This is a genomic window from Bordetella sp., from assembly GCF_051960075.1.
Classification (GTDB): domain Bacteria; phylum Pseudomonadota; class Gammaproteobacteria; order Burkholderiales; family Burkholderiaceae_B; genus Bordetella.
The window spans coordinates 1-21,800 of sequence record NZ_JBQCER010000041.1 but is presented as its reverse complement, the minus strand read 5'-3'; the positions used below and the strand labels follow the sequence as shown (position 1 = coordinate 21,800).

The 21,800-nt window shown below is 66.0% G+C and carries 20 protein-coding genes; 10 read left to right on the top strand and 10 right to left on the bottom strand.

Annotated features, from left to right (window positions below):
- Positions 1-9: 9 nt before the first annotated feature.
- From ACTHJ1_RS05095 to ACTHJ1_RS05070, 6 genes are all read right to left on the bottom strand, one after another.
- Entirely contained in the window at positions 10-894 is an 885-nt protein-coding gene (locus ACTHJ1_RS05095; RefSeq protein WP_440188653.1) for an alpha/beta hydrolase, read from the bottom strand.
- Between the two features lie 72 nt (positions 895-966).
- Entirely contained in the window at positions 967-2,145 is a 1,179-nt protein-coding gene (locus tag ACTHJ1_RS05090; protein ID WP_440188650.1) for an ABC transporter substrate-binding protein, read from the bottom strand.
- A gap of 216 nt (positions 2,146-2,361) precedes the next feature.
- Positions 2,362-3,363 (bottom strand): amidohydrolase family protein, encoded by a 1,002-nt coding sequence (locus ACTHJ1_RS05085; RefSeq protein ID WP_440188647.1) that lies wholly within the window; start codon positions 3,361-3,363, stop codon positions 2,362-2,364.
- A complete protein-coding gene (locus ACTHJ1_RS05080; protein WP_440188644.1) occupies positions 3,360-3,887 on the bottom strand; it encodes a 3-hydroxyanthranilate 3,4-dioxygenase in 528 nt (175 codons plus the stop codon). Before ACTHJ1_RS05080 ends, ACTHJ1_RS05085 begins: the two co-directional genes overlap by 4 nt.
- Positions 3,888-3,917: 30 nt before the next feature.
- Positions 3,918-4,358: a RidA family protein gene (locus ACTHJ1_RS05075; protein ID WP_440188641.1), complete on the bottom strand. Its 441-nt coding sequence runs from the start codon at positions 4,356-4,358 to the stop codon at positions 3,918-3,920.
- A 13-nt stretch (positions 4,359-4,371) separates the two neighbouring features.
- A complete protein-coding gene (locus ACTHJ1_RS05070; RefSeq protein ID WP_440188638.1) occupies positions 4,372-5,844 on the bottom strand; it encodes a 2-hydroxymuconic semialdehyde dehydrogenase in 1,473 nt (490 codons plus the stop codon).
- A gap of 331 nt (positions 5,845-6,175) precedes the next feature.
- Between ACTHJ1_RS05070 and ACTHJ1_RS05065 the strand changes: the two genes are divergently transcribed.
- Entirely contained in the window at positions 6,176-7,741 is a 1,566-nt protein-coding gene (locus ACTHJ1_RS05065; RefSeq protein WP_440188635.1) for an ABC transporter substrate-binding protein, read from the top strand.
- Here ACTHJ1_RS05065 and ACTHJ1_RS05060 read toward each other — a convergent pair whose 3' ends face one another.
- On the bottom strand, positions 7,742-8,662 hold the full coding sequence (locus ACTHJ1_RS05060) for a LysR family transcriptional regulator (protein ID WP_440188632.1): 921 nt from the start codon (positions 8,660-8,662) through the stop codon (positions 7,742-7,744).
- A gap of 82 nt (positions 8,663-8,744) precedes the next feature.
- Here ACTHJ1_RS05060 and ACTHJ1_RS05055 point away from each other — a divergent pair, with 82 nt between their 5' ends.
- The 8 genes from ACTHJ1_RS05055 to ACTHJ1_RS05020 are packed head-to-tail and all read left to right on the top strand — an operon-like array spanning position 8,745 to position 16,452.
- Entirely contained in the window at positions 8,745-9,872 is a 1,128-nt protein-coding gene (locus ACTHJ1_RS05055; protein WP_440188629.1) for an NAD(P)/FAD-dependent oxidoreductase, read from the top strand.
- On the top strand, positions 9,841-10,149 hold the full coding sequence (locus tag ACTHJ1_RS05050; RefSeq protein WP_440188626.1) for a (2Fe-2S)-binding protein: 309 nt from the start codon (positions 9,841-9,843) through the stop codon (positions 10,147-10,149). The genes ACTHJ1_RS05055 and ACTHJ1_RS05050 overlap by 32 nt, the downstream gene beginning before the upstream one ends.
- Positions 10,146-11,546, top strand: a complete 1,401-nt coding sequence (locus tag ACTHJ1_RS05045) for an FAD-dependent oxidoreductase (RefSeq protein ID WP_440188623.1) — start codon at positions 10,146-10,148, stop codon at positions 11,544-11,546. Before ACTHJ1_RS05050 ends, ACTHJ1_RS05045 begins: the two co-directional genes overlap by 4 nt.
- A complete protein-coding gene (locus ACTHJ1_RS05040) occupies positions 11,543-12,685 on the top strand; it encodes an NAD(P)/FAD-dependent oxidoreductase (protein ID WP_440188620.1) in 1,143 nt (380 codons plus the stop codon). Before ACTHJ1_RS05045 ends, ACTHJ1_RS05040 begins: the two co-directional genes overlap by 4 nt.
- The gene (locus ACTHJ1_RS05035) at positions 12,682-13,623 is read left to right on the top strand and encodes an ABC transporter permease (RefSeq protein WP_440188618.1); all 942 of its coding nucleotides are present in this window, start codon (positions 12,682-12,684) and stop codon (positions 13,621-13,623) included. The genes ACTHJ1_RS05040 and ACTHJ1_RS05035 overlap by 4 nt, the downstream gene beginning before the upstream one ends.
- Complete coding sequence (locus ACTHJ1_RS05030) at positions 13,620-14,489, top strand: ABC transporter permease (protein ID WP_440188615.1); 870 nt, start codon at positions 13,620-13,622, stop codon at positions 14,487-14,489. Before ACTHJ1_RS05035 ends, ACTHJ1_RS05030 begins: the two co-directional genes overlap by 4 nt.
- Entirely contained in the window at positions 14,486-15,487 is a 1,002-nt protein-coding gene (locus tag ACTHJ1_RS05025) for an ABC transporter ATP-binding protein (protein ID WP_440188613.1), read from the top strand. The genes ACTHJ1_RS05030 and ACTHJ1_RS05025 overlap by 4 nt, the downstream gene beginning before the upstream one ends.
- Positions 15,484-16,452 (top strand): ABC transporter ATP-binding protein, encoded by a 969-nt coding sequence (locus ACTHJ1_RS05020; protein WP_440188610.1) that lies wholly within the window; start codon positions 15,484-15,486, stop codon positions 16,450-16,452. The genes ACTHJ1_RS05025 and ACTHJ1_RS05020 overlap by 4 nt, the downstream gene beginning before the upstream one ends.
- Before the next feature lie 28 nt (positions 16,453-16,480).
- Here the strand turns inward: ACTHJ1_RS05020 and ACTHJ1_RS05015 are convergent, their stop codons facing one another.
- The 3 genes from ACTHJ1_RS05015 to glnE form a co-directional block, all read right to left on the bottom strand.
- Entirely contained in the window at positions 16,481-17,155 is a 675-nt protein-coding gene (locus ACTHJ1_RS05015) for an epoxyqueuosine reductase QueH (RefSeq protein ID WP_440188607.1), read from the bottom strand.
- A 90-nt stretch (positions 17,156-17,245) separates the two neighbouring features.
- Positions 17,246-17,524: a peptidylprolyl isomerase gene (locus ACTHJ1_RS05010; protein WP_440188604.1), complete on the bottom strand. Its 279-nt coding sequence runs from the start codon at positions 17,522-17,524 to the stop codon at positions 17,246-17,248.
- Positions 17,525-17,561: 37 nt separating this feature from the next.
- Positions 17,562-20,330: a bifunctional [glutamate--ammonia ligase]-adenylyl-L-tyrosine phosphorylase/[glutamate--ammonia-ligase] adenylyltransferase gene (gene glnE / locus ACTHJ1_RS05005; RefSeq protein ID WP_440188601.1), complete on the bottom strand. Its 2,769-nt coding sequence runs from the start codon at positions 20,328-20,330 to the stop codon at positions 17,562-17,564.
- Positions 20,331-20,520: 190 nt separating this feature from the next.
- Here glnE and ACTHJ1_RS05000 point away from each other — a divergent pair.
- Positions 20,521-21,800: YhdP family protein (locus ACTHJ1_RS05000; protein ID WP_440188599.1), on the top strand; the 1,280-nt coding region annotated here is incomplete at its 3' end.

The window sequence follows — 21,800 nt, the reverse complement described above, 5'->3', positions numbered from 1 at the left end:
CCGTCGCGCTCATGCCGCGTTCCTGTCGACCGTGCCGGACAGACCCATCTGTTGCAGGATCGCCAGGGTGAGCGGACTCTCGGGGTCGTTCAGCGTGAGCACGATGTCGAAATGATTGGTGCCGGGCATGGGCACGTAGACGCCCGGAAAACCGCGGGCGCGCCAGGCGGCGAGGTAGTCTTCGGTCTGGCGCTTGAACTCGGCGGTCTCGGTTTCGCCGTAGGACACGATCAGCGGGCAGCCCTGCATGGGCAGGTGCATCATCGGGCTGTTGCGTTCGGCGTCGGCGTCGGAAAGCTTCATCCACGCGTTGATGTGGGTGAGCGGGATGGGCGTGAGATCGAACAGGCCCGACAGCGGTATCGCGCCGGCGATCAGGTTCTGCGGTACGCCGTACTCGGCATGCCAGCCGTCGGCGAGCAGCATGCCGACCAGATGCCCGTCTGCCGAGCTGCCGCAGACGTGGATGCGGCGCGCGTCGCCGTTGTATCGGCCGATGTTGCGGTGGATCCACGCCAGCGCGCGGCGGCACTGGTCGACGATGGTGTCGAGCGAGGCCTCGGGGGCCAGCGAATAATTGACCGCTACGACGGTGGCGCCGGCTTGCGTGAAGGTCGGCGCCATATTGCTCGAATCGTTCTTGCCGAGCGCACGCCAGTAGCCGCCATGGATGAATACGAAGACGGGCGAATCCGGCCGGGGCGCCGGGAAGATGTCCAGCGCTTCGTCGGGATGATCGCCGAAGGCCACGTCGAGCTCGCCGGGCAGCGTGGCGCGCACCCGGGCGCTTTCTTCGGTGTAGCGGGCCAGGATGTCGAGGACGTTGGGCGTGGTCGCGCGCGCGTTGTATTGCGCGTCGAGCTCGGCCGGTTCGAAATTGCGGTAGCGCTTCATGAGGTTTCGGACTGCGATGGCCGCCCCGTTCCCGCGCCCTTCAGCGCGCAGGCACGGGGCGTGCGTGGGACATTACATCTTGCACTGCGCGGCGAAATCGGCGCGCTTTTTGATGTGGATTTCGCCCTTGACGGCAAAGGCGGCCCCATCGGGACCCTTGACGACATCGACGCGATAGAACGGTGCCTCGGGGAATTGGTTGCTCGCAAACTTGAACGAACCGCGCACCGAGTGGAAGTCGGCGGCCTTGAGCGCAGCGCGCAGCGCAGCGCGGTCGGCAACGCTGCCGTGCGTCTTGGCCAGCGCGGAGTCGATCAGGTTGGCGGCATCGTACGACTGCGCCGCATACATGGAAGGCGAGCGGTGATACTTCTTCTCGAACGCGGCCACGAACTGCTTGTTCTCGGGGTTGTCCAGATCGGGCGAGTAGGGCGCGCTGGTCACGGCGCCGATGGCCAGGTCCTTGAGCGCCGGCAGCGTCGAGCCGTCGATGGTGGAGACCGAAATCAGCGGAATCTTGCCCAGCAGGCCTGCCTGGCGGTATTGCTTGACGAAGTTCACGCCCATGCCGCCGGGGTAGAACACGTAGACGGCATCGGGCTTGGAGGCTTGCAGCTGCGCGATCTCGGCCGAATAGTCGGGCTGGTTGACCTGGGTATAGACCTCGTCGACGATATGGCCTGCGTAGTCGCGCTTGAAGCCGTTTACGGCGTCGCGGCCGGCCTGATAGTTCGGCGCCATCACATACATGTTCTTGTAGCCCAGGTCGGTCGAGAGCTGGCCGCCGGCCTCGTGGAGTTCGTCGTTGTCCCACGAGGTCGAGAAGTAGTTCGGCGAGCATTGCGCGCCGGCGATGGGCGCGGGGCCGGCGTTCGAGCCCACCATGATCACGCCGGCGCTGGTGATGCTCTTGTGAATGGCCATCATCACATTCGAAAACGTAACGCCGGTGATGAGAGAGACCTTGTCTCGCTCGACGAGCTTTTGCGCGGCCTGCACGCCCACATCGGGCTTGAGCTGGTCGTCTTCCTTGATGACGTCGACCGGTACGCCGCCGAGCTTGCCGCCCTTTTGCTCGATGGCGAGCATGAAGGCGTCGTACTGATCCTGGCCGAGCGCGCCGCCCGGGCCGGACAGCGTGCCGATGAAGCCGATCTTCACCGGCGCCGTGGTCTGCGCCTGGGCGTTGCCCGCGGCTAGGGCGGCCGCGGCGGCCAGCGCCCCGAGCACGGCAATGGTTGTACGTCTCATGGTTTTCGTCCCCGTCATGGTGGTCTCCAAAGGTACTGCTTTGAAAACGCCGGGCAACGTCATGACCGCTTCTACACGTCGGTCGGGTTTTTTTACACGTGGCCAGGCGCGATATAGTTTAAGCGTCAACTATTTGCGCATATGAGCGTAGTCGACGCATTTTTCTCATGCAAGCAATTTCGAAAGCACCTCGGGTAAGCCCGAGGAGGGCTTTTTTCATTCGTCGAGTCCGAAGAAATCGAGCGCGTTGCCGGCCAGGATGCGGGCACGGGCGGCGTCATCCAGACCAGTATGTTCGGCGACGAGTTTGCCGATGTGCTGCTCGCCAAGCGGAAACGGATGATCGGAGCCGAGCATCACGCGCCGGTCGCCCAGGGTGTCCACCAGCAGGCTCAGCGCGCGCGGATCGAATACGGCGCTGTCGACATAAAAGCGGTCGAGATAATGCGAAGGCGGGTGCGGGCTGCTCTCGCGCACGATGTCGCGGCAATGCCAGGCGTTCTCGGCGCGCCCGAGCAAAAAGGCGAAGCTGCCGCCGCCATGCGCGAAACACAGCTTGAGCGAGGCCGGCAGGCGTTCGAAGGCGCCCGACAGAATCAGCGACAGGATGGAGAGCTGAGTCTCGGCCGGCATCGCCACCAGCCAGGGCATCATCCAGCGCTTCATGCGGCCGTCGGTCATCATGTCCCACGGATGTACGAGAACGGGGATGCGGTTCTCGCCGCAATGTCGCAGAAATGCGACCAGATGATCGTCGTCCAGGTCGAGCGGGCCGAGATGGTTGCCGATCTGCACGCCGATGTGGCCGGCAGCCATGGCGCGCGAGGCTTCGGCGCAGGCCAGGTCCAGGTCCTGCAGCGGCACCTGCGCCATGGCCTTGAGGCGTTTGGGGTTGTAGGCGCAGTGCTCCAGCGCGAGATCGTTCATGCGCGCCGCCCAGTCGGCGGCGGCGCGGCCGCCGTAGCGGTAGCCGAACATCACCGGCGTGGCGCAGACCACCTGCATATCGATGCCGTGGCGGTCGAGCTCTTCCATGCGCAACGAAGGGTCCCACAGCGTGCGGTAGACGGGACGAAAGGGCTTGTCGCCTTGCATGATCTGGCCGGTCTCGCCGTCGCCGTCGATGCGCAGCCAGGGCGCGGCGGCCGCGTCCAGGCGGGCGGCTTCTTCCCGTTTGATGCGCGGGAAGAAGTGGGCGTGCATGTCGATTTTTTTCATTTGGCTTCGCGCCCCGGATGCACGGCGCCGCAATCGGGGCATTTGCGCAGCCGCTCGCTGTCGTAGAAGGCGTTAAAGAGCGGCGGCAGATCGCTCACGATGCTCTTGAGCTGGACTTCGACGCGGTGCACGAGTGCGCTGCATTCCAGGCAATACCATTCGAAGCCGTCGAGCACGCCCGCGGGGCGCTGGCGCTCGATCACCAGGCACAGGCTGCCGGGCTCTGGACGCTGCGGCGAATGCCGCACGTGCGGCGGCAGCAGGAAGATATCGCCTTCTTTGAGTTCGACCCGCTCGGGCTTGCCGTCCATCCACAGATTCAGCCAGGCATTGCCCTTGAACTGATAGAAGAACTCTTCGTACGGATCGTCGTGGAAATCGGTGCGGCGGTTCGGTCCGCCGACGACGGTGACGATGAAGTCGCTGTCCTGCCAGATCTGCTGATTGCCCACGGGCGGCTTGAGCAAGTGCGCGTGCTCGGCGATCCACTTCTGGAAATTGAATGACGTGCCGTACTTCAACATGGTGCCTGTCTCCTTGTAATGCCGCTGCCGTCAGCGCGGGCGCGGCGCATACGCCACGCACTTGATCTCGATGAGCAGATGCGGATGCGGCAGTTGATGCACGGCCACGGTGGTGCGGGTCGGGCCGGTCTCGTCGAAATATTCGCCGTAGACGGCGTTGTAGCCGCCGAAGTCGTTCATGTTGACGAGAAAGGCGACTATTTCGACCACGTCGCGAAGCCCTGCGCCTTCGCTTGCGAGGATGTCGCGGATGTTTTCGATCACGGCCCGCGTCTGCGTGCGAATGTCCAGACTGGCGGTGCCCATCGCGTCGGCTTCGGCGCCGGCGATGGTGTTGTCCGGCCGGCGCGAACTGGTGCCGGACACGAAGAGAAAATCGCCCGCGCGCTTGATGTGCGGAAACTTGCCGCGCGGCGCGGCGCGGCCGGGCAGGACGCGGGCCTGCGTGTCTTGCATGGGGGATGCGCTCATGGGGCGGCTCCGTTCACAGTTTGACGCAGATGTTGGTGAGTTCGGAATAGAAATCCAGCGAATGGCGGCCGCCTTCGCGGCCCAGGCCCGAGAGCTTGACGCCGCCGAAGGGCGTGCGCAGATCGCGCAGGAACCAGGTGTTGACCCACACCAGGCCGGTCTGGAACCGGCGCGAGACGCGGTGCGCGCGCGACAGATTGGTGGTCCAGACGCAGCCGGCCAGACCGTAGGCGCTGTCGTTGACGCGTCGGATGACGTCGTCTTCGCCGTCGAACGGCGCCACGTGGCAGACCGGGCCGAAGATTTCCTCGCGCACGCAGCGTGCGGTGTCGGGCAGGCCGGTCCAGATCGTCGGCTGCACGAAGGCGCCTGCGTCGCGTGCGTCGCCGAAGCGCGGCACGCCGCCGCCTGCGACGACCGTCGCACCTTCTTCGACGGCGAGCCGGAAATACGACAGCACCTTGTCGCGGTGTTCGCGCGAAATCAGCGGGCCCATCTGCACGTCGGGCGCATCGGGCGCGTCGATCTTGAGCGCGGCGGCCTTGGCGGCCAGCGCGGCGACGAAGCGCTCGAAGAGAGGGCGCTCGACATAGACGCGTTCGGAGCACAGGCAGACCTGGCCGGCGTTGGTGAACGAGGAACGCGCCACGCCGTCGACGGCGGCATCGAAATCGGCGTCGGCGAAGACCACGGCGGCATTCTTGCCGCCGAGTTCGAACGAGATCTCTTTCACGCCGTCGGCCGCGGCCTTCATGATGGCGCTGCCGGTGCGCGATTCGCCTGTGAAGGTGATGGCGGAAATATCGGGATGCCGGGTGAGGAATTCGCCGGCCGAGTCCGGGCCGTGGCCGTGCACGAGATTGAACACGCCGGGCGGCACGCCGGCCGCGTCCATGACCTCGGCCAGCAGCGTGGCCGAGGATGGCGTCTCTTCGGACGGCTTGGCGACCACGCTATTGCCCATGGCCAGCGCAGGCGCGACCTTCCAGGTGAACAGCAGCAGCGGCAGGTTCCACGGCGAGATGATGCCCACCACGCCCAGCGGCTTGCGCACGACATAGCTCATGACCTCGGCGCCGTCGGCCGCGCGCATCTCGAAGAGTTCGCTGCCGGTGGTTTTGGCCAGGTCCGCGAACATGCGGAAGTTGGCGATGCCGCGTGCGATGTCCAGCGTGCGCGCCTGCTCGACGGGGCGGCCGGTATCGGCCACCTCGGCGGCGACGAAATCGTCGAAACGGGCCTGGATGCCGTCTGCGATGCGATGCAGCACGGCGGCGCGCTCGGCGGGCGAGGTCTCGCCCCACGGGCCTTCGCGCAGGGCGCGGCGGGCCGCGGCAACCGCGCGGTCGACGGTCGCGCGATCGGCCTCGCAGACGTGCGCCACGAGATGGCCGTCGACCGGACTGACGTTGTCGAACCGGCGTTCGGTCGCGACGAACGCGCCGTCCACGTAGTGTCTCAACAAGGGCGCGGATGCTGGGGCCACGATGTCTCCTGGGCAAACCCGTCGTTATGGCGTCTTCCAAGTCTAGGGAGGTTTTTCTATAAAAAATAATGAAAATAATGAAATTGTGTATTTCATTTTGGAATAGCCATTAAAGGGGCGGAAAGGTTTAGGGAATTCCCTGAACGCCACATTTTTTGCGCATCAGTAGTAACCCCCAATGCCGCATTGGTCTTCCCTGGCAACGCCTCGTGGCAGAAAGCTATGCATAACCTTCAGGAATAGGGTTTGCACTCCAGGTACTTTGACGATATGAGTTGAGATTTTTACAGTGGCCGCCATCGACACCACACCACCGGGAAAGGGAAAAGCGATGAAGCAGCGTTTTGCAGTGACGTTCTTGAGCACGGCCGTGCTCGCCCTGGGCGCCGGTTCGCCAACCCAGGCTCTGGCGCAGGAGCGGCCCGTGATTCGCGTGAGTTCGGGGGCGCCCGATGTCGGGACTCTGGACCCGGATCGTGCCACGTCGACCTTCGACGTCGGCATGGAGTCGGAGATATTCGATGCGCTGGTCGAGTTCGCCCCGGGCAGCGCCAATCCCAAAGACATAGGCCCCGGCCTTGCCCAGAGCTGGGAGTCGACGCCGGACAGCAAAGTATGGACTTTCCATCTGCGCCGTGGCGTGCAGTTCCATGGCGGCTACGGCGAGCTCAAGGCGTCGGACGTGGTGTATTCGCTGCAGCGCGCGGCCGATCCCAAGCGGTCCAGCTTCGCTTCCAATTTCGCCGTCATCGACAAGATCGAAGCGCTCGACGATTACACCGTGCGCATCACGCTGAAGTATCCGGACGCGGCGTTCCTGGGCGTGGTGTCCAATTACCACGGCGGCTACATCATCAGCAAGGCTGCCGCGGAAAAGCTCGGCGACAAATTCGGCAACTCGCCGATCGGCACGGGCCCTTTCGCTTTCGGCGAGCATGTGTCCCAGCAATATGTGAAGCTGGTGGCCAACGACGCCTATTTCCGCGGCAAGCCCAAGCTGGGCGGCATTGTCTACCGCATGATTCCCTCGGACAGCGCGCGCGAGTTGGCGCTGACCTCGGGCGAGCTCGATCTCACGGCCGGCAAGCGCGAGCAGCGCTGGGTGGACCGCATGGCCAGGCAGCGCGGCGTCAGGGTCGATATCTTCGAGCCGGAAGAGTTTCGCACGCTGCACATCAACCGCACGATCAAGCCCTTGGACAATCTGAAGGTGCGGCAGGCGATCGCCGCGGCGGTCAAGGTCGACGAGATCGTCCATTACGCGGGCAAGGACGTGGCCGACAAAGGTTGTTCGGTCGTGCCCAACGGTTATCTGGGCGAGGACTGCAGCGCCGGAACCTATCAATACGACGTGGCGCGGGCCAGGAAGCTGCTGACCGAAGCGGGCTTTCCCAACGGCATCACGATCAAGTCCATCGTGTCCAACGTCTCGGAGCAGCAACCGATCATGGAGATCGTGCAGGCGCAGCTGGCCAAGGCCGGGATAAAGCTGGAGATGGAAATCGTCGACCACCCCACTTACCAGGCCAAGAGCCGCCAGAATCTGAGCGGGTTGGTTTTCTACGGCGCGGCGCGCTTTCCGACAGCCGATTCCTATCTGACCGAGTTCTACGACTCGGCCGCCTCTATCGGTTCGCCGACCGCCATGTCGAATTTCTCACACTGCTCGGTGGCCGACCGCGACATTCGTGCCGCCCGCGTCGAGCCGGATCCCAAGAAGCAGCTGGCGTTGTGGAAGGACGCGCAGATCAAGATTCACGACGACGTGTGCTCGATACCGCTGTTCGGCCTGAAACAAGTATGGGTGCGCAGCAGCAAGGTCGATTACGGCTATGTGCTCAAGGGAGCCTTGAATCTGCAGCCGCCCATTACCGAGAAGACGACGCTCAAGCCTTGATCAACGGCCTTTGAGCAATTCATGAGACACCTGCGCGGCCACCGTGCGGGCCTCTTCGACGAAGGCCTCCATCAATCCCGCATTGCGCGAGCTTTGCGCGCGGCACAGTTGGAAATGAAAATTCAATTTGGGTTCGAACCGCCGCAGCACGATCTCGTGCTGCATGCCTGCGGCCATCAGCGGATGGATCAAGGTGACCCCCAGCCCTGCTGCCACGAATTCGCAGGCGATGGGCGCGGTGTTTGTGCTCAGGGCCACGTTCAGCGTCAAGTCTTCCTGATCGAAGACGGTTTTGATCAGCTGATGGGTCAGACTGCCGGCCCCGAAGCTGATGAAAGCGTGATCGATCAGGTCGCGTGGCCGGATCACGCGCTTGCGGGTCAGCACGTGATTGGTCGACATGGCGCAATAGAGCGGGTATTGGAACAGCGGCTCGCTGTCGATGTAGGGGTTGTCCATGTAGTTCTTTCCGACCACGACCACGTCGAACCGCCCGGTGATGAGGCGCTCGGCCAGTCTGAACGAGCCGCTCGACTGGATGGAAAGGCGCACGTCGGGGTGCCGCTTGAGAAAGCTCTGGGCGGTGCGACGGATGAACGGCCCGGACAGGGCCGGCAGAACGCCGACGTTCAGGGTGCGCTGCTCGTCGCGGCGGATCGTCTCCACTGCCTGTTCCACTTGGCGCAGGCCGGAGAAGATGCGGTCGATCTCGTGATAGAGGCGCGTGCCGTGCGCCGTGGTGGCCAGTTTGCCGCGCACCCGGTCGAACAAATGCAGGCCGGTGTCGGCTTCCAGGTGCGCGATGAGCTTGCTGACCGCGGGCTGCGATATGCCCAGCGCCAGGGCGGCCTGGCTGACGGTGCCTTGTTCGATGACGGCCTTGAATGCTTCGACCTGCCGCAGGTTCAGGTGATGCTGCATGAATGCCTCATATAACTAATTATGAATTTGATATTGAAAATGGCAACGTTAAGTTATAGCTTAGCCGAGGATGCCCGGCACCATGCATGAGGACTTCGATTTCATCGTGGCCGGCGCCGGCATGGTCGGCTCGGCGATCGCCCATGGTCTTGCGGGAGCGCGCCAGCGCGTGCTGCTGCTCGACGGCGAGGACGGCGACTACCGCGCGGCCAAGGCGAATTTCGGCCTGGTGTGGGTGTCGGGCAAGGGCTACGGCAATACGCACTACCAGCGGCTTTCGTACGAGGCGGGCCGCTTGTGGCCCGCGTTCGCGCAGGACCTGGAGCGGGAAAGCGGCATTGCCCTGCAATACGAAAACCGCGGCGGGCTCAATTTCTGTCTGGGCGAGCCGCAATTCGAAGAGCGCAGCCAGGCCATGCGGCGATGGGCGGCCCGCACGCCGGATCTTGAGCTGGGCATCGAGATGCTGGACCGTGCGGCGCTGGAACGGCGTTTCCCCACCGTGCGCTTCGGGCCGGACGTGGCGGGGGCCTGCTTCGGCTCGCGAGACGGCCACGTCAACCCGCTGCGCCTGCTGGCGGCGCTGCAGGCGGCTTTTCTCAAGCGCGGCGGCGTGTTGAAAAGTCGGCATCCCGTGCAGCACATCGAACCTCTGGCGGGCGGCGGATTCGCCGTGCGTTCGGGCGCAGCCCGGTTTGCCGCGCGCAACGTGGTGATCGCGGCGGGGCTCGGATCGAACAAGCTCGGACCCATGGTCGGACTGGATGCGCCGGTGCGGCCACAGCGCGGCCAGATCCTGGTCACGGAGCGGTTGGCTCCGTTGTTGCCGGTGCCTGCCAGCGGCATACGGCAGACCGGCGACGGCACGGTGATGCTGGGCGTGACGCAGGAGAATGTGGGCTATGAACTGGCCACGACGGTCGAGGCCGCCGTGAGCATGAGCCGCAACGCCGTGCGCGTGCTGCCCGATCTGGGCGGCGCGCGCCTGGTGCGTCAATGGGCCTGCCTGCGCGTCCTGACCCCCGACGGCTGTCCGGTCTACGCCGGATCGGCTTCCCATTGCGGCGCGTGGATCGCGCTGTGCCATTCCGGCGTGACGCTGGCCTCGTTCCATGCGGGGCCTCTGGCCCGGGCGCTGGCCGACGGCGCGCTGCCTTCCTTCCTGGATCCTTTGCACTATGAGCGCTTCACTATTCCGCTGGCTGCCTGAGCCTGGCGCACCGTCGCTGACACTGACCCTGGACGGCGTGCCGGTCGAGGCCGCGCCCGGCGAAACCGTGGCGGCCGTGTTGCTGCGGCAACAGACGCCGGCCTCGCGCACGACGCCGGTAAAAGAAAGCCCGCGCGCGCCGTATTGCATGATGGGCGTGTGCTTCGACTGCCTGGCCGTCGTCGACGGCGTCGCGTCGACCCAGACCTGCCTGGTCACCGTGCGCGAAGGCATGCGCGTGGAGCGCCAATACGGCAAGCGGAGCGTGCAATCATGATGCGTGAATTCGATGTGGTGATCCTCGGCGCCGGTCCTGCGGGAATGAGCGCGGCCATAGTCTTGCGCAAGCAGGGCCTGACCGTCCTGGTGGTCGACGAGCAGCCTGCACCGGGCGGCCAGATCTGGCGTGCGGTGGAAAGCGTGGCGCCCACTGCCGCCGGCCGATTGCTGGGCGCGGAATATCGCGCGGGCCAGCCGATAGCCCAGGCATTCCGCGATTGCGGCGCGGTCTACCAGCCGCAGACGCAGGAGTGGCAGATCGAGCCGGGCTGGCATGTCTACATGACGTGCGCGGGCCGGGTCGAGGCCGTGCGCGCCGACAGCGTACTGCTGGCCATGGGGGCCCAGGAACGCCCCGCGCCGTTCGCGGGTTGGACCTTGCCCGGCGTGATGACGGTGGGCGCGGCGCAGATCCTGTTGAAGACTTCGCGGCAGGTGCCTACCGAGCCCGTGTGGGTAGCGGGCAGCGGACCGCTGCCGCTGCTGTACATGGCGCAGTTGCTGCGCGCCGGCGGCAAAGTGGCCGGCTGGCTCGATACGTCGCCGGCCGGCGCCTGGCGCCGCGCCTTGCCGTATCTGCCCGACGTGCTGAGCCGCTGGGGCGAGGTGAGCAAGGGCCTGGGCTGGCTGCGCGAGCTGCGCGTGGCCGGCGTCGAGCGGGTACGCGGCGTGCGTGCGTTCCGCGCCCAGGGCGAGGGCAGGCTCGAAACGCTGGAATACACCTTGCCCGACGGGCACAGCGTGAGCCGGCCCGCGCAGGTACTGCTCGCGCACGAAGGTCTGGTACCGTCCGTGCACATGACGCGGGCGCTGGGATGCGATCATGCCTGGAACGACGCCCAGGCCTGCTGGACGCCCGTGCTCGACGTGTGGGGGCAGACCAGTCAGCAGGGGATATATGTTGCGGGAGACGGCGCGGGCATCGGCGGCGCCGAAGCGGCGCGCGCGCGCGGCGAGCTAGCGGCCGTGGGCATCGCCCTGCGCGTGGGCAAACTGCAGGCCGGGCAGGCGCAAGCGTTGTCCGCGCCCATTCGGGAGCGCTTGCGCGGGCATCTGCGGCTGCGGCCCATGCTCGATGCCCTGTATCCGCCGCGCGCCGACGTGTTCGATCCGTCGGACGACACCATCGTGTGCCGCTGCGAAGAGCTGACCGCGGGCGACATCCGCCAGGCGGCCAAGCTGGGCCAGCCCGGCCCCAACCAGATCAAGGCTTTCACGCGCGCCGGCATGGGGCCTTGCCAGGGCCGGCAGTGCGGCTACACCATCGCCAACATTCTGGCCAAGGCGCACAATCGGCCGGTGGCCGAGGTCGGCCTGCAGCGCGTGCGTCCGCCGCTCAAGCCGCTGACGCTGGGAGAGCTGGCCACGTTCAATATCGAGGACGAGCCGCGATGAGCGCCAAAGCGCATGACGTCGTCGTCATCGGCGCGGGCCTGCACGGCCTGTCGGCGGCGCTGCATCTGGCGCGGGCGAAGCTGCGCGTGGTGATCGTGGAGAAACATTGGTCGGGCCGGCATGCCTCGGGCGCCAGCGCGGCGGGCGTGCGCACGCTGAACCGCGACCGCGGCGAGCTGGACCTCTCGCTGGAAGCCATGGACATGTGGCATGCCATCGCCGGGTTGGTCGGAGACGATTGCGGCTTTCATGACGACGGCCAGATCTGCGTGGCCGAGTCGCCCGACGCCTTCGCCAAGCTGCAAGCGCGCGTGCAAAGGCTGCGGGCCGATGGCTATACCCATGAGGAAATCATCGGACCGGACGAACTGCGGCAATTGCTGCCCGCATTGAATCCGAACTGCGTTGGCGCGTCCATCGCGCGCCGGGACGGCGCAGCTGACCCGCATCGCACTTTGCGCGCGTTTCGTGCCGCCGCGCTGCAGGCGGGCGCCGAGCTGGTGGAGCACTGCGGCGTGGCGGGGCTGCAGCGGCAGGGCGGCGATTGGCGGGTCGTGAGCGACGACGGGCGTGCGTGGGTCGCGCCGTGGGTGGTCAATGCCGCGGGCGCCTGGTCGGCGCGCGTGGCCGCCATGGTGGGCGATGTCATTCCTCTCTCGACCAAGTCTTCCATGATGATGGTCAGCGAGCGTCTGCGTCCCTTCATCAAGCCCGTGGTGAGCATCATGGGCCGATCACTGTCGTTCAAGCAGTCTGACCAGGGCACGCTGGTGATCGGCGGCGGGCTGCAGGGCGTTCCCGACCTCGACCGCGAAACGTCCACGGTGCGCATGCGTGTCTTGTCCAAGGGCGCACGCGCTGCGTCCGATCTCTTTCCCCTGGTCGGCAACGTGCGCATCGTGCGCATCTGGGCCGGCCTGGAGGCGAGGACCGACGACATGCTGCCCGTGATCGGGCCGTCGCCCAATGCGCCGGGCGTGATCCATGCCTTCGGTTTTTCGGGGCACGGCTTCCAGCTGGTTCCGGTGGTCGGGGCGGCCATCGCCGACCTGGTCCGCCACGGCGCGACCGAGCGGGCCATTCAAAATCTGGATGCGCGCCGCCTGATGCGGCCGCATGCCGAGGAGCACCGGACATGATGCGCTACACGATCAAGCGCCTGCTGCTGGCCGTCCCCACCTTGTGGGCGATGCTGACGGCGGTCTTCATTCTGGTCCGGCTGGTGCCGGGCGATCCGGCAGCCGTCATGCTGGGCGACCAGGCCAGCGCCGAGGCGTTGAGCGCGTTGCGCCATCGCCTGGGCCTGGATCTGCCCATGTCGACGCAATATGTGGATTTCATGCGCGACATGCTGACGGGCAATTTCGGCACGTCCATGGCCACAGGCCGTACCGTCCTGAGCGAGATCACCCAGGTGCTGCCCTGGACTATAGAACTTACGCTGGCGGCGGTGCTGCTCGGCGTGCTGATGGGATTGCCGCTGGGCGTGTGGGCCGCCGTGAAGCGCAACGTCTGGCCCGATTACCTGGGGCGCATCGTGTCTCTCGCCGGCCTTTCGTTTCCGGCCTTCGTATCGGGCATTCTGATGCTGCTGGCTTTCGCCATTCAACTGCGCTGGTTTCCGGTCATCGGCAGCAGCGTCTCCGGCGGTTGGGCGTCGCAATTGCGCGATCTCGTGCTGCCGGCCTTCAACCTGGGCCTCATCATGGCGGCCTACGTCATGCGCGTGACGCGCTCGTCGATGCTGGGCGTTCTGGGCGAAGACTATGTGCGCACGGCGCGGGCCAAAGGCGTGAAGCCCTTCAGGCTCGTCATGCGCCATGGCCTGCGCAATGCGCTGATTCCCATCATCACCGTGGTCGGCCTGTATTTCGGCACGCTGATAGGCAACTCGGTATTGACCGAAATCGTCTTCAACCGGCCCGGCATAGGCAAGCTCATTCTGGGGGCGCTCAACACGCGCGACTACACCTTGCTGCAAGGCCTGATGGTGGTGTTCGCGACATGCGTGATCGTCATCAATATTCTGACCGATCTGATCTACGGTTTTGTCGACCCGAGGGTGAAATACAAATGAGCAGCGCCGTCGCCGTTTCCGCCCGGCCCAACCCCTTGTGGCAAGCGTTGCGCAAGAACCGCCTCTCTTGGGTCGGGGTAGCTCTGCTGCTTCTGATCGTGGGCGTGGCCTTGCTGGCGCCCTGGATAGCGCCGCACGATCCCTTGCAGCAGAACATCGCCTACCGGCTCGATCCGCCGTCGGCGGACTACTGGCTTGGGACCGAAAGCTACGGGCGCGATGTCCTGTCCCGCCTCATGTACGGCGCGCGCATCTCGCTGATGGTGGGCTTTGTCTCCATTCTCATCGCCATGGTCGTGGGTTCGGCGCTCGGCATCCTGGCGGGTTATGTGGGCGGATTGGTCGATCAGGTCGTCATGGGCCTGGTCGATGTGCTGCTGTCTTTTCCCGCGCTGCTGCTGGGGCTGATGGTCGCGGCCATGCTGGGCGCCAATCTGCACAATCTCATCATCGCCATCGCGCTCACCGAGATCGCACCCTTCGTGCGGGTGGCGCGCGCGCCGACCATCTCGCTCAAGCAGCGCGATTTTGTCGAGGCGGGCAGGGCGCTGGGCTTCGGCCCCTGGCGGCTGATGGGCGTGCACATCCTGCCCAACATGATCTCGGATGTGATCGTGCTGGGATCGATGTGGATGGCCTCGGCCATACGCACCGAGGCCTCGCTGAGCTTCATCGGACTGGGCGTGCCGCCGCCGACGGCCACCTGGGGCGGCATGATCCGCGAGGGGTTCGAAAACATTCTGGATGCCTGGTGGCTGGTCGTGTTTCCCTGCATCGCCATTCTGGCGACCGTGCTGGCGCTTAACCTCCTGGGCGATGCCTTGCGCGACGCCATCGATCCCAAACTGCGATCGGAGCGGTCATGACGACTCAAGACATGCAGCCTGTTCTGGCATTGCGCGGATTGCGCACCGAATTCCGGATCGACGGCGCCTGGCATGCGGCGGTGCGCGACGTTTCGCTCGAGGTGCGCCGCAATGAAACGCTGGCTATCGTGGGCGAGTCCGGCAGTGGCAAGAGCGTGACGGCCCTGTCCATCATGCGGCTGTTGCCCGACGCGGGCACACGGCACGGCGGCGGCCAGATATTGCTCGAGGGGCGCGATCTCGCCGCCTTGCATGAAAAAGAGATGGCGTTGCTGCGCGGCAACGACATGGCCATGATCTTCCAGGAGCCGATGACGTCTTTGAATCCCACAATGACCGTGGGAGACCAGATCGCCGAGGCGATACGCCAGCATCGCAAGATCTCGTGGCAGGAGGCCCGCGCCCTGGCGCTGCAGGCGCTCGAAGAAGTGAAGATTCCCGCCGCGGCGGAGCGCTTCGATTCCTATCCGCACCACTTCTCGGGCGGCATGCGTCAGCGCGTCATGATCGCGATGGCCCTGGCGTGCAAACCGAAGGTGCTATTGGCCGACGAGCCGACGACCGCGCTGGACGTGACCATACAGGCCCAGATACTCGGACTGCTGGCCGACCTGAAAGCGGCGCGCGGCATGGCGGTGGTCTTCATCACGCACAACCTGGGCGTGGTGGCCCAGATCGCCGACCGGGTGGCCGTCATGTACGCCGGCCAGGTCGTGGAAGCGGCCGACGTGCGCGAGATTTTCGCCCGCCCCACGCATCCTTACACCGAGGCCTTGCTGCGCGCGATGCCGCGCGTGGACGAGGACACCGAAGCCCTGCTGCCCATCCCCGGCGCCGTGCCGGCCATAACGGCCATGCCTGCCGGCTGCGCCTACGCGTCCCGTTGCCCCCTGCGGCAACCGCGCTGCGAGGCGACGGAACCGCAGCTGGCACAGATCGGCGCGGCGCATAGCGTGCGTTGCCTGGTGCGCGCCGACGCCGCGCAGGAGATCGCATGAGCGAGTTATTGCAAGTCCTCAATCTGGTCAAGCGCTTCGACATCGGAGGCGGCTGGCTGGGCGGCTCGAAGAAAACGGTGCGCGCGGTCAACGACGTGTCGTTCAGCGTGATGCGAGGCCAGTCGCTTGGGCTGGTCGGCGAATCGGGCTGCGGCAAATCCACCGTGGCGCGCGCGCTGCTGCGGCTGGTCGAGCCCGATGCGGGCACGATCCGTTTCGATGGCGCCGACCTGCGCGCCGCCGGCGCCGCGCAGCTGCGCGCGCTGCGGCGCCGCATCCAGATGGTGTTCCAGGATCCCTATGCGTCGCTCAATCCGCGTCGCACGGTGCGGCAGACGCTGGCTGAACCCTTGCGCGTCCACAAGCTGGGCGACCAGGCCTGGATACGCGCCAAGATCGAGAGCACCATTCAGGAGGTGGGGCTGCCGCTGTCCGCGCTGGACCGCTATCCACACGAGTTCTCGGGCGGCCAGCGCCAGCGTATCGGCATTGCGCGCGCGCTGGTGCTGGATCCGGAATTGATCGTCGCCGACGAGCCCGTATCTGCCCTGGATGTATCGGTGCAGGCGCAGATCCTGCAGCTGCTCGAACGCCTCAAGCGCGAACGCGGGCTGTCGTTCGTCTTCGTTTCGCACGACCTGGGCGTGATCCGCCACTTTTGCGACACGGTGTGCGTGATGTACTTGGGGCGCATTATCGAGCAGGGCCCCACGCGCGCGGTTCTGGACGCGCCGCGGCATCCGTACAGCCGCATTCTGCGGGATTCCTCGCCCGTGCCGGATCCTGCCGCGCGCATCGTCTTGCCGAAGATCGTGGGTGAAATTCCCGCGCCCACTCATCCGCCGGCGGGCTGCGCGTTTCATCCGCGCTGCGCCCGGGCGCAGGCCCGGTGCCGGGAAAGCCTGCCGGTCTTGAGTCAGGGCGAAGCAGGGCGGGTGGCTTGTTTTCACCCGCTGGAGACGTAAGCGCGCCCGGATGTGTCCGGGCAGCTTGCTACAGCGTTTCCTCTTTGACGAGGTCTTCCTTGCCGTAGAACTTCACCCCGATCTGGATGCGCTCGCGCCCCTGGTCGCGGCGGTGGCGGTTGCTGTCGCGCAGGCTGTAGACGCAGCCGCAGTACTCCTGCTGGTAGAAGTTCTCGCGCTTGCTGATCTCGATCATGCGCTGCGAACCGCCGCCCTTGCGCCAGTTGTAGGTCCAGTAGACCAGGTCGTCGTAGCGGCTTGCCGCGCGTTCGCCGCAGCCGTTGATCTGGTTCATGTCCTTCCAGCGCGAGATGCCCAGCGAGCTGGTGATGGTGTCGTAGCCGTGCTCGTGCGCATACAGGGCGGTGCGCTCGAAGCGCATGTCGAAGCACTGGGTGCAGCGCTCGCCGCGTTCGGGTTCGTGCTCCAGGCCGCGGACGCGGTCGAACCAGTTGTCCACGTCGTAATCCGCGTCGATGAACGGGATGCCGTGCTGCTCGGCGAAGCGGATGTTCTCGTTTTTGCGGATCTCGTACTCGCGCACGGGATGGATGTTGGGGTTGTAGAAGAAGATGGCGTAGTCGATGCCCGAGGCCGTCATGGCCTCCATGACCTCGCCCGAACAGGGCGCGCAGCAGGAATGCAGCAGCACCTTCTTGCGGCCTTCGGGCAGCTCGAGCGTGGGGCGAATGAGGTCGGTCATGGTGAGTGGAAAGCGTAAAACGTCTGGGATATCAGTATTTTACGCGATCCTGGGCGGGCAATTCAGGGAGCCTTGGCGGCTCCCGGGGCATTATCCGCGGCTGGTCACTTCGATCAGGTGATAGCCGAACTGCGTGCGGACCGGACCTTGCACCTCGTTGATCGGTGCGCTGAACACGACCGTGTCGAATTCGGGGACCATTTCTCCCGGGCCGAAGCTGCCCAGATCGCCGCCCTGGCGGCCGGACGGGCAGCTGGAGTGCTGTTGAGCGAGCTCGGCGAAACTGGCGCCTTTCTCGATGGAGGTTTTCAGTTCATTGGCCTGGGCTTCGGTCGAAACCAGGATGTGGCGGGCGGTGGCCAGAGGCATGTCGTACTCCTGAAAAGAAAATAAAAACCGTCGCCGGTCAGGCGAAGACGGCGTTCCATAGTGCTTTTACTACATTGCGCTCCGGCACCAGTTCGTCCTGGGGCAGGCGGGCATCCTCGATGCCCTGCAGGCGCAGCTTGTGCTGCGCGGCCCGCAGCGTGCGGTAGGCGTCGCCTGCCTGGCGGGCCAGCTCGGCAGGCAGCAGGCCGGCCTCGGCGGCCAGGCGCAGCAGCGCGATATTGCCCAGGTTCCCCAGCAGCGCGGGATGGGCGGCTGCCTGACTGAGCACCAGGTACTGCGTGACGAACTCCACATCGACCATGCCGCCGCGATCGTGTTTCAGATCGAAGAGATGATCGGCATGGGCATGCCCTTCGCTCATGCGCTCGCGCATGGCCTGCACTTCGTCGCGCAGCTTGGCCATGTCGCGCGGCAGCACCAGGATTTCGCGGCGGATGCGCTCGAAGCGCTCGCCCACGGCGGGGTCGCCGGCCGCGTAGCGCGCCCGGGTCAGGGCCTGATGCTCCCACATCCAGGCGTGATCGCGCTGATAGCGCTCGAAGCCTTCAATCGACACGGCCAGCAGGCCCGAATCGCCGTCAGGGCGCAGGCGCAGGTCGACTTCGTACATGCGGCCCGAGGACGTCATGGTCGAGAGCCAGGAGTTCATGCGCTGGCCGAGCTTGGCGTAGACCTCGGTGGCGTCCTTGCGCGGATCGTCGTAGACGAACACCAGGTCCAGGTCCGAAACGTAGCCCAGCTCCTTGCCCCCCAGCTTGCCGTAGGCGATGACGGCAAAATGCGGTTCGGCGCCTTCCTGCTTGTTGACCAGCGGCCATACCCGTCGCAGCGCTTCGGCCAGCAGCAGGTCGGCCAGGGCCGAGAGCTGGTCGGCGAGCTGTTCGACGGTGAGCATTTCTTCGAGGTCTTGCGCGAGCAACTGGAAGCTCACCTGGCGCTGCGCATCGCGCATCAGGTTCATCTGCCGTTCGACGTCGGGCGTGCCGTCGGCCAGCAGGCTGCCGTCCAGGTCGGCGGCTAGTTGGCGGCCGATCTGCGCCCAATCCGGCGGGGCGAGCAGCGTGGTCCAGTCGATCAGTCCGTCCAGCAACAGAGGGTGCTGGCGCAGGTATTGCGCGGCCCAGGGGCTGGCGGCCATGATGCGCGCCACGCGCGCCAGGGTTTTGGGGTATTCGGCCAGCAGCGCCAGATAGGCGCTGCGCTGGGCGATGGCTTCGATAAGGTCGATGAGGCCGACGGCGCTGGCGACGGGCGCGCGCGTCTGCGCGGCCGCGGACAAGGCCGCCGGCAGCAGCGCGTCGACGCGGCGACGGCTGATCTCTGGCAGACTTTGTATGCGATGGCCGGCCACCAGGGCTTCGGCGCGGCGCAGGATCTCGTCGGCCTGGCCGCCGAACTGTGCGCGGACCTGGTCTGCCAGGCTTTGATCGCTGGCATCGGCGAGCCCGATCGGCCGGCCCGTACTGGCTTGCACCCGGCCGTCCAGGTCGCCCACGCCGGCGGCATGGAAAGCATCGCGGAACGCGCCGGCGACCACGGCGCGGTGCGCGGCCAGGGTGCTTTCGAAATCCGCCGGCGAGTAGCCTAGCGCCGCGGCCAGGGCGGCGCGGCGTTCGGGCTCGGCGGGCAACAGATGGGTCTGCTCGTCTTCGCGGTATTGCAAGGCGTGCTCGGTGCGGCGCAGAAAGCGGTATGCCGCCTCCAGCCTGCCGGCCTGGTCGAAATCGATCAGGCCCGCGTCGCGCTCGGCATGCAGGGCGGGGATCAGGCCGCGCTCCTGCAGCGCCGGCATGCGCCCGCCGCGGATCAACTGCGATAGCTGCACCACGAATTCGATTTCGCGGATGCCGCCGTCGCCCAGCTTGACGTTGTTGGCGTTGTCCTGGCCGCTGCGCGCCAAGGCGCGGCGGTTCCAGTCCTGGCGGATGCGTTCGCGCAGGGCGCGCAGCGCCGCCAGCGCGTCGAAGTCGAAATATTTGCGATAGACGAACGGCCGGCGCAGCTTCTCAAATTGCTGTGCCTGGGCATCGGACTCGCTGTCGGGCCAGGCCTGCGCCGGCAACAGGCGCGCCTTGAGCCAGGCATAGCGTTCCCACTCCCGGCCCTGATCGACCAGGTATTGCTCGAAGGCATCCAGGCTCCAGGCCAGGGGGCCTGCGTCGCCGTCGGGCCGCAGCCGCAGATCGGTGCGGAATACCTGCCCGTCGGCATCGATCTCGGAAAGCATGGGCATCATGCGGCGCGTCAGGTGGCCGTAGAACTCATGATGGCTGATGGGGCGCGGGCCGTCGGTCTCGCCCTCTTCGCCATAGAGCATGACCAGGTCGATGTCGGACGACACGTTCAGCTCCCCGCCGCCCAGCTTGCCCATGCCCACGATCAGCATTTCCTGCGGCTTGCCGGTGTCCGGATCGCGTGGAATGCCGTGCGCCTCGGCGAGGTCGCGGGCGGCGCTGCGATAGGCTGCGGCCACGGCCAGGTCCGCCAGCGCAGTCATCGCGCCGCCGACTTCCTCCAGGTCGGCCAGCCCGCCCAGATCGCGCACCGCCAGCAGACAGAGCACCCGTTCGCGCAGCCGGCGCAGGACGCGCCGGCATTCGGCCTCGGGCAGCGGGGCCGCCATGGGGCCGGCGAGTTCGGCGAACCAGCCCGACAGAACGTTTGCCGTAAGCGGGCGCTGCGCCTGCCCGGCGAGCCATTCGGACAGGTCGGGGCGCGCCGTGAGGCGGCGGCGCAGGTAGCCGGACCAGGCCAGCGCGGATTCAAGCGGATCTCGGGTCGGCATGCGTTCGAAAGCCCAGGTTTGAAAGCTAAGTCAAAGGAAAGCGGCAGGCCCCCAAGGGCGCCCTGCGGGCCTTTCCGCTCTTTAAATGGCGCCTCTGCCTTATGGCGGCCCGCCGGCAACAGACGGAAATACCCGTTTCCTGATATGGTCACGATACTTTATCTAAATCCGTTTTTCCCCGCGCCCACTTGTGATTTCGACTACCAAAGTCCTGCGGTGCCTGTTCTGGGGCGTTCTGGCAGTCGTCACGGTGTTTCTGCTGACCTGTCTGGGTTTGCGCTATCTGGTGCTGCCCAAGGTCGATCAGTGGCGCCCGCAGATCGAGCAATACGCATCGCGTGCCGTGGGCGCGCCGGTACGCATCGGCTCCATTGCCGCAGACTGGCGCGGTCTGAATCCGCAGCTGCACCTCACCGGCGTCCGGTTTTACGACGGCCTCGACAAATCCCAGCCCGCTGTCGATCTGCCGTTGGTCGACGCGGTGGTCGGCTGGCGCAGCGTGTTTCGGCTGGCGCCGCGCCTGCTGTCGCTGAGCATCAAAGGCGCCGACCTGACCGTGCGGCGCGATGCCGCAGGCCTGTTGTGGGTGGCCGGCATGTCTTTCGATCCGAACCAGGCATCGGTCGAGGGCGACTCGCCCGTGCTGGTCTGGCTGTCGCAGCAGCGCCAGCTGGCGCTCACCGACACGACCCTGCACTGGCTCGATGCCAGGCGCCAGGCGCCTGAACTGGTCTTTAGCCACGTCGACGCGCTCCTGCGCAACGGGGTGCTGTCGCATCGTTTCGCTTTGCACCTGACGCCGCCGCAGGCCTTATCGGCCGGCATTACCTTGCGCGGCGAACTCGAACGGCGCTTCTTTACCCTGCATCGCTCGGGCCCGTCGAGCTGGAACGGCGACTTCTATGTGCAGGTCGACGATGCCGAGCCGTCTGCCTGGTCGCCCTGGGTGGCCGTGCCGCCGGTGCAAGGCCGATTCGCGGCACGCGCCTGGGTCAAATTGACGCACGGGCAGATCGGCAGCACGACGCTGGACGCCGTGATACGCGGTCTGGGCACGGCGTTGCCCAATCAGGCAGGCAGCATAGCGGCGCAGCGAGTGCATCTGCACATGGCGGGCATGCTCGGGGACCTGGGCATGCTGCCCGACGATGCCTTGCCCCTGCCGCTGGCGCACAGCAGAAACGGACATGGCGTGTCGCTGCAGATCCAGGCTCAGGGCGTGCAGACCAGCCTGCCGCACGTGTTCGATACGCCGAACTTCAGAGCAGACATCTTGAACGTCGATGCCGGCCTGTCGCGCCCTTCCGGGCAGCCCTTGACGCTCGACCTGGGTCAGCTGCGGCTCAAGAACGACGATGTCGACCTGACCGTGCGCGGTCATTGGCGCGACGACGGCGGGGGCGGCCCCGCCCAGCTGCAGGGCAACATAGCGCGCCAGTACGCCCCGGCCCAGGCGCGCGAACAGCCGCG

What these genes read in the sequence shown, in the direction of transcription:
- ACTHJ1_RS05095 (WP_440188653.1), bottom strand. Translation starts at nt 894, where the DNA reads ATGAAGCGCTACCGCAATTTCGAACCGGCCGAGCTCGACGCGCAATAC.
- ACTHJ1_RS05090 (WP_440188650.1), bottom strand. Translation starts at nt 2,145, where the DNA reads ATGAGACGTACAACCATTGCCGTGCTCGGGGCGCTGGCCGCCGCGGCC.
- ACTHJ1_RS05085 (WP_440188647.1), bottom strand. Translation starts at nt 3,363, where the DNA reads ATGAAAAAAATCGACATGCACGCCCACTTCTTCCCGCGCATCAAACGG.
- ACTHJ1_RS05080 (WP_440188644.1), bottom strand. Translation starts at nt 3,887, where the DNA reads ATGTTGAAGTACGGCACGTCATTCAATTTCCAGAAGTGGATCGCCGAG.
- ACTHJ1_RS05075 (WP_440188641.1), bottom strand. Translation starts at nt 4,358, where the DNA reads ATGAGCGCATCCCCCATGCAAGACACGCAGGCCCGCGTCCTGCCCGGC.
- ACTHJ1_RS05065 (WP_440188635.1), top strand. Translation starts at nt 6,176, where the DNA reads ATGAAGCAGCGTTTTGCAGTGACGTTCTTGAGCACGGCCGTGCTCGCC.
- ACTHJ1_RS05060 (WP_440188632.1), bottom strand. Translation starts at nt 8,662, where the DNA reads ATGCAGCATCACCTGAACCTGCGGCAGGTCGAAGCATTCAAGGCCGTC.
- ACTHJ1_RS05055 (WP_440188629.1), top strand. Translation starts at nt 8,745, where the DNA reads ATGCATGAGGACTTCGATTTCATCGTGGCCGGCGCCGGCATGGTCGGC.
- ACTHJ1_RS05050 (WP_440188626.1), top strand. Translation starts at nt 9,841, where the DNA reads ATGAGCGCTTCACTATTCCGCTGGCTGCCTGAGCCTGGCGCACCGTCG.
- ACTHJ1_RS05045 (WP_440188623.1), top strand. Translation starts at nt 10,146, where the DNA reads ATGATGCGTGAATTCGATGTGGTGATCCTCGGCGCCGGTCCTGCGGGA.
- ACTHJ1_RS05040 (WP_440188620.1), top strand. Translation starts at nt 11,543, where the DNA reads ATGAGCGCCAAAGCGCATGACGTCGTCGTCATCGGCGCGGGCCTGCAC.
- ACTHJ1_RS05035 (WP_440188618.1), top strand. Translation starts at nt 12,682, where the DNA reads ATGATGCGCTACACGATCAAGCGCCTGCTGCTGGCCGTCCCCACCTTG.
- ACTHJ1_RS05030 (WP_440188615.1), top strand. Translation starts at nt 13,620, where the DNA reads ATGAGCAGCGCCGTCGCCGTTTCCGCCCGGCCCAACCCCTTGTGGCAA.
- ACTHJ1_RS05025 (WP_440188613.1), top strand. Translation starts at nt 14,486, where the DNA reads ATGACGACTCAAGACATGCAGCCTGTTCTGGCATTGCGCGGATTGCGC.
- ACTHJ1_RS05020 (WP_440188610.1), top strand. Translation starts at nt 15,484, where the DNA reads ATGAGCGAGTTATTGCAAGTCCTCAATCTGGTCAAGCGCTTCGACATC.
- ACTHJ1_RS05015 (WP_440188607.1), bottom strand. Translation starts at nt 17,155, where the DNA reads ATGACCGACCTCATTCGCCCCACGCTCGAGCTGCCCGAAGGCCGCAAG.
- ACTHJ1_RS05010 (WP_440188604.1), bottom strand. Translation starts at nt 17,524, where the DNA reads ATGCCTCTGGCCACCGCCCGCCACATCCTGGTTTCGACCGAAGCCCAG.
- glnE (WP_440188601.1), bottom strand. Translation starts at nt 20,330, where the DNA reads ATGCCGACCCGAGATCCGCTTGAATCCGCGCTGGCCTGGTCCGGCTAC.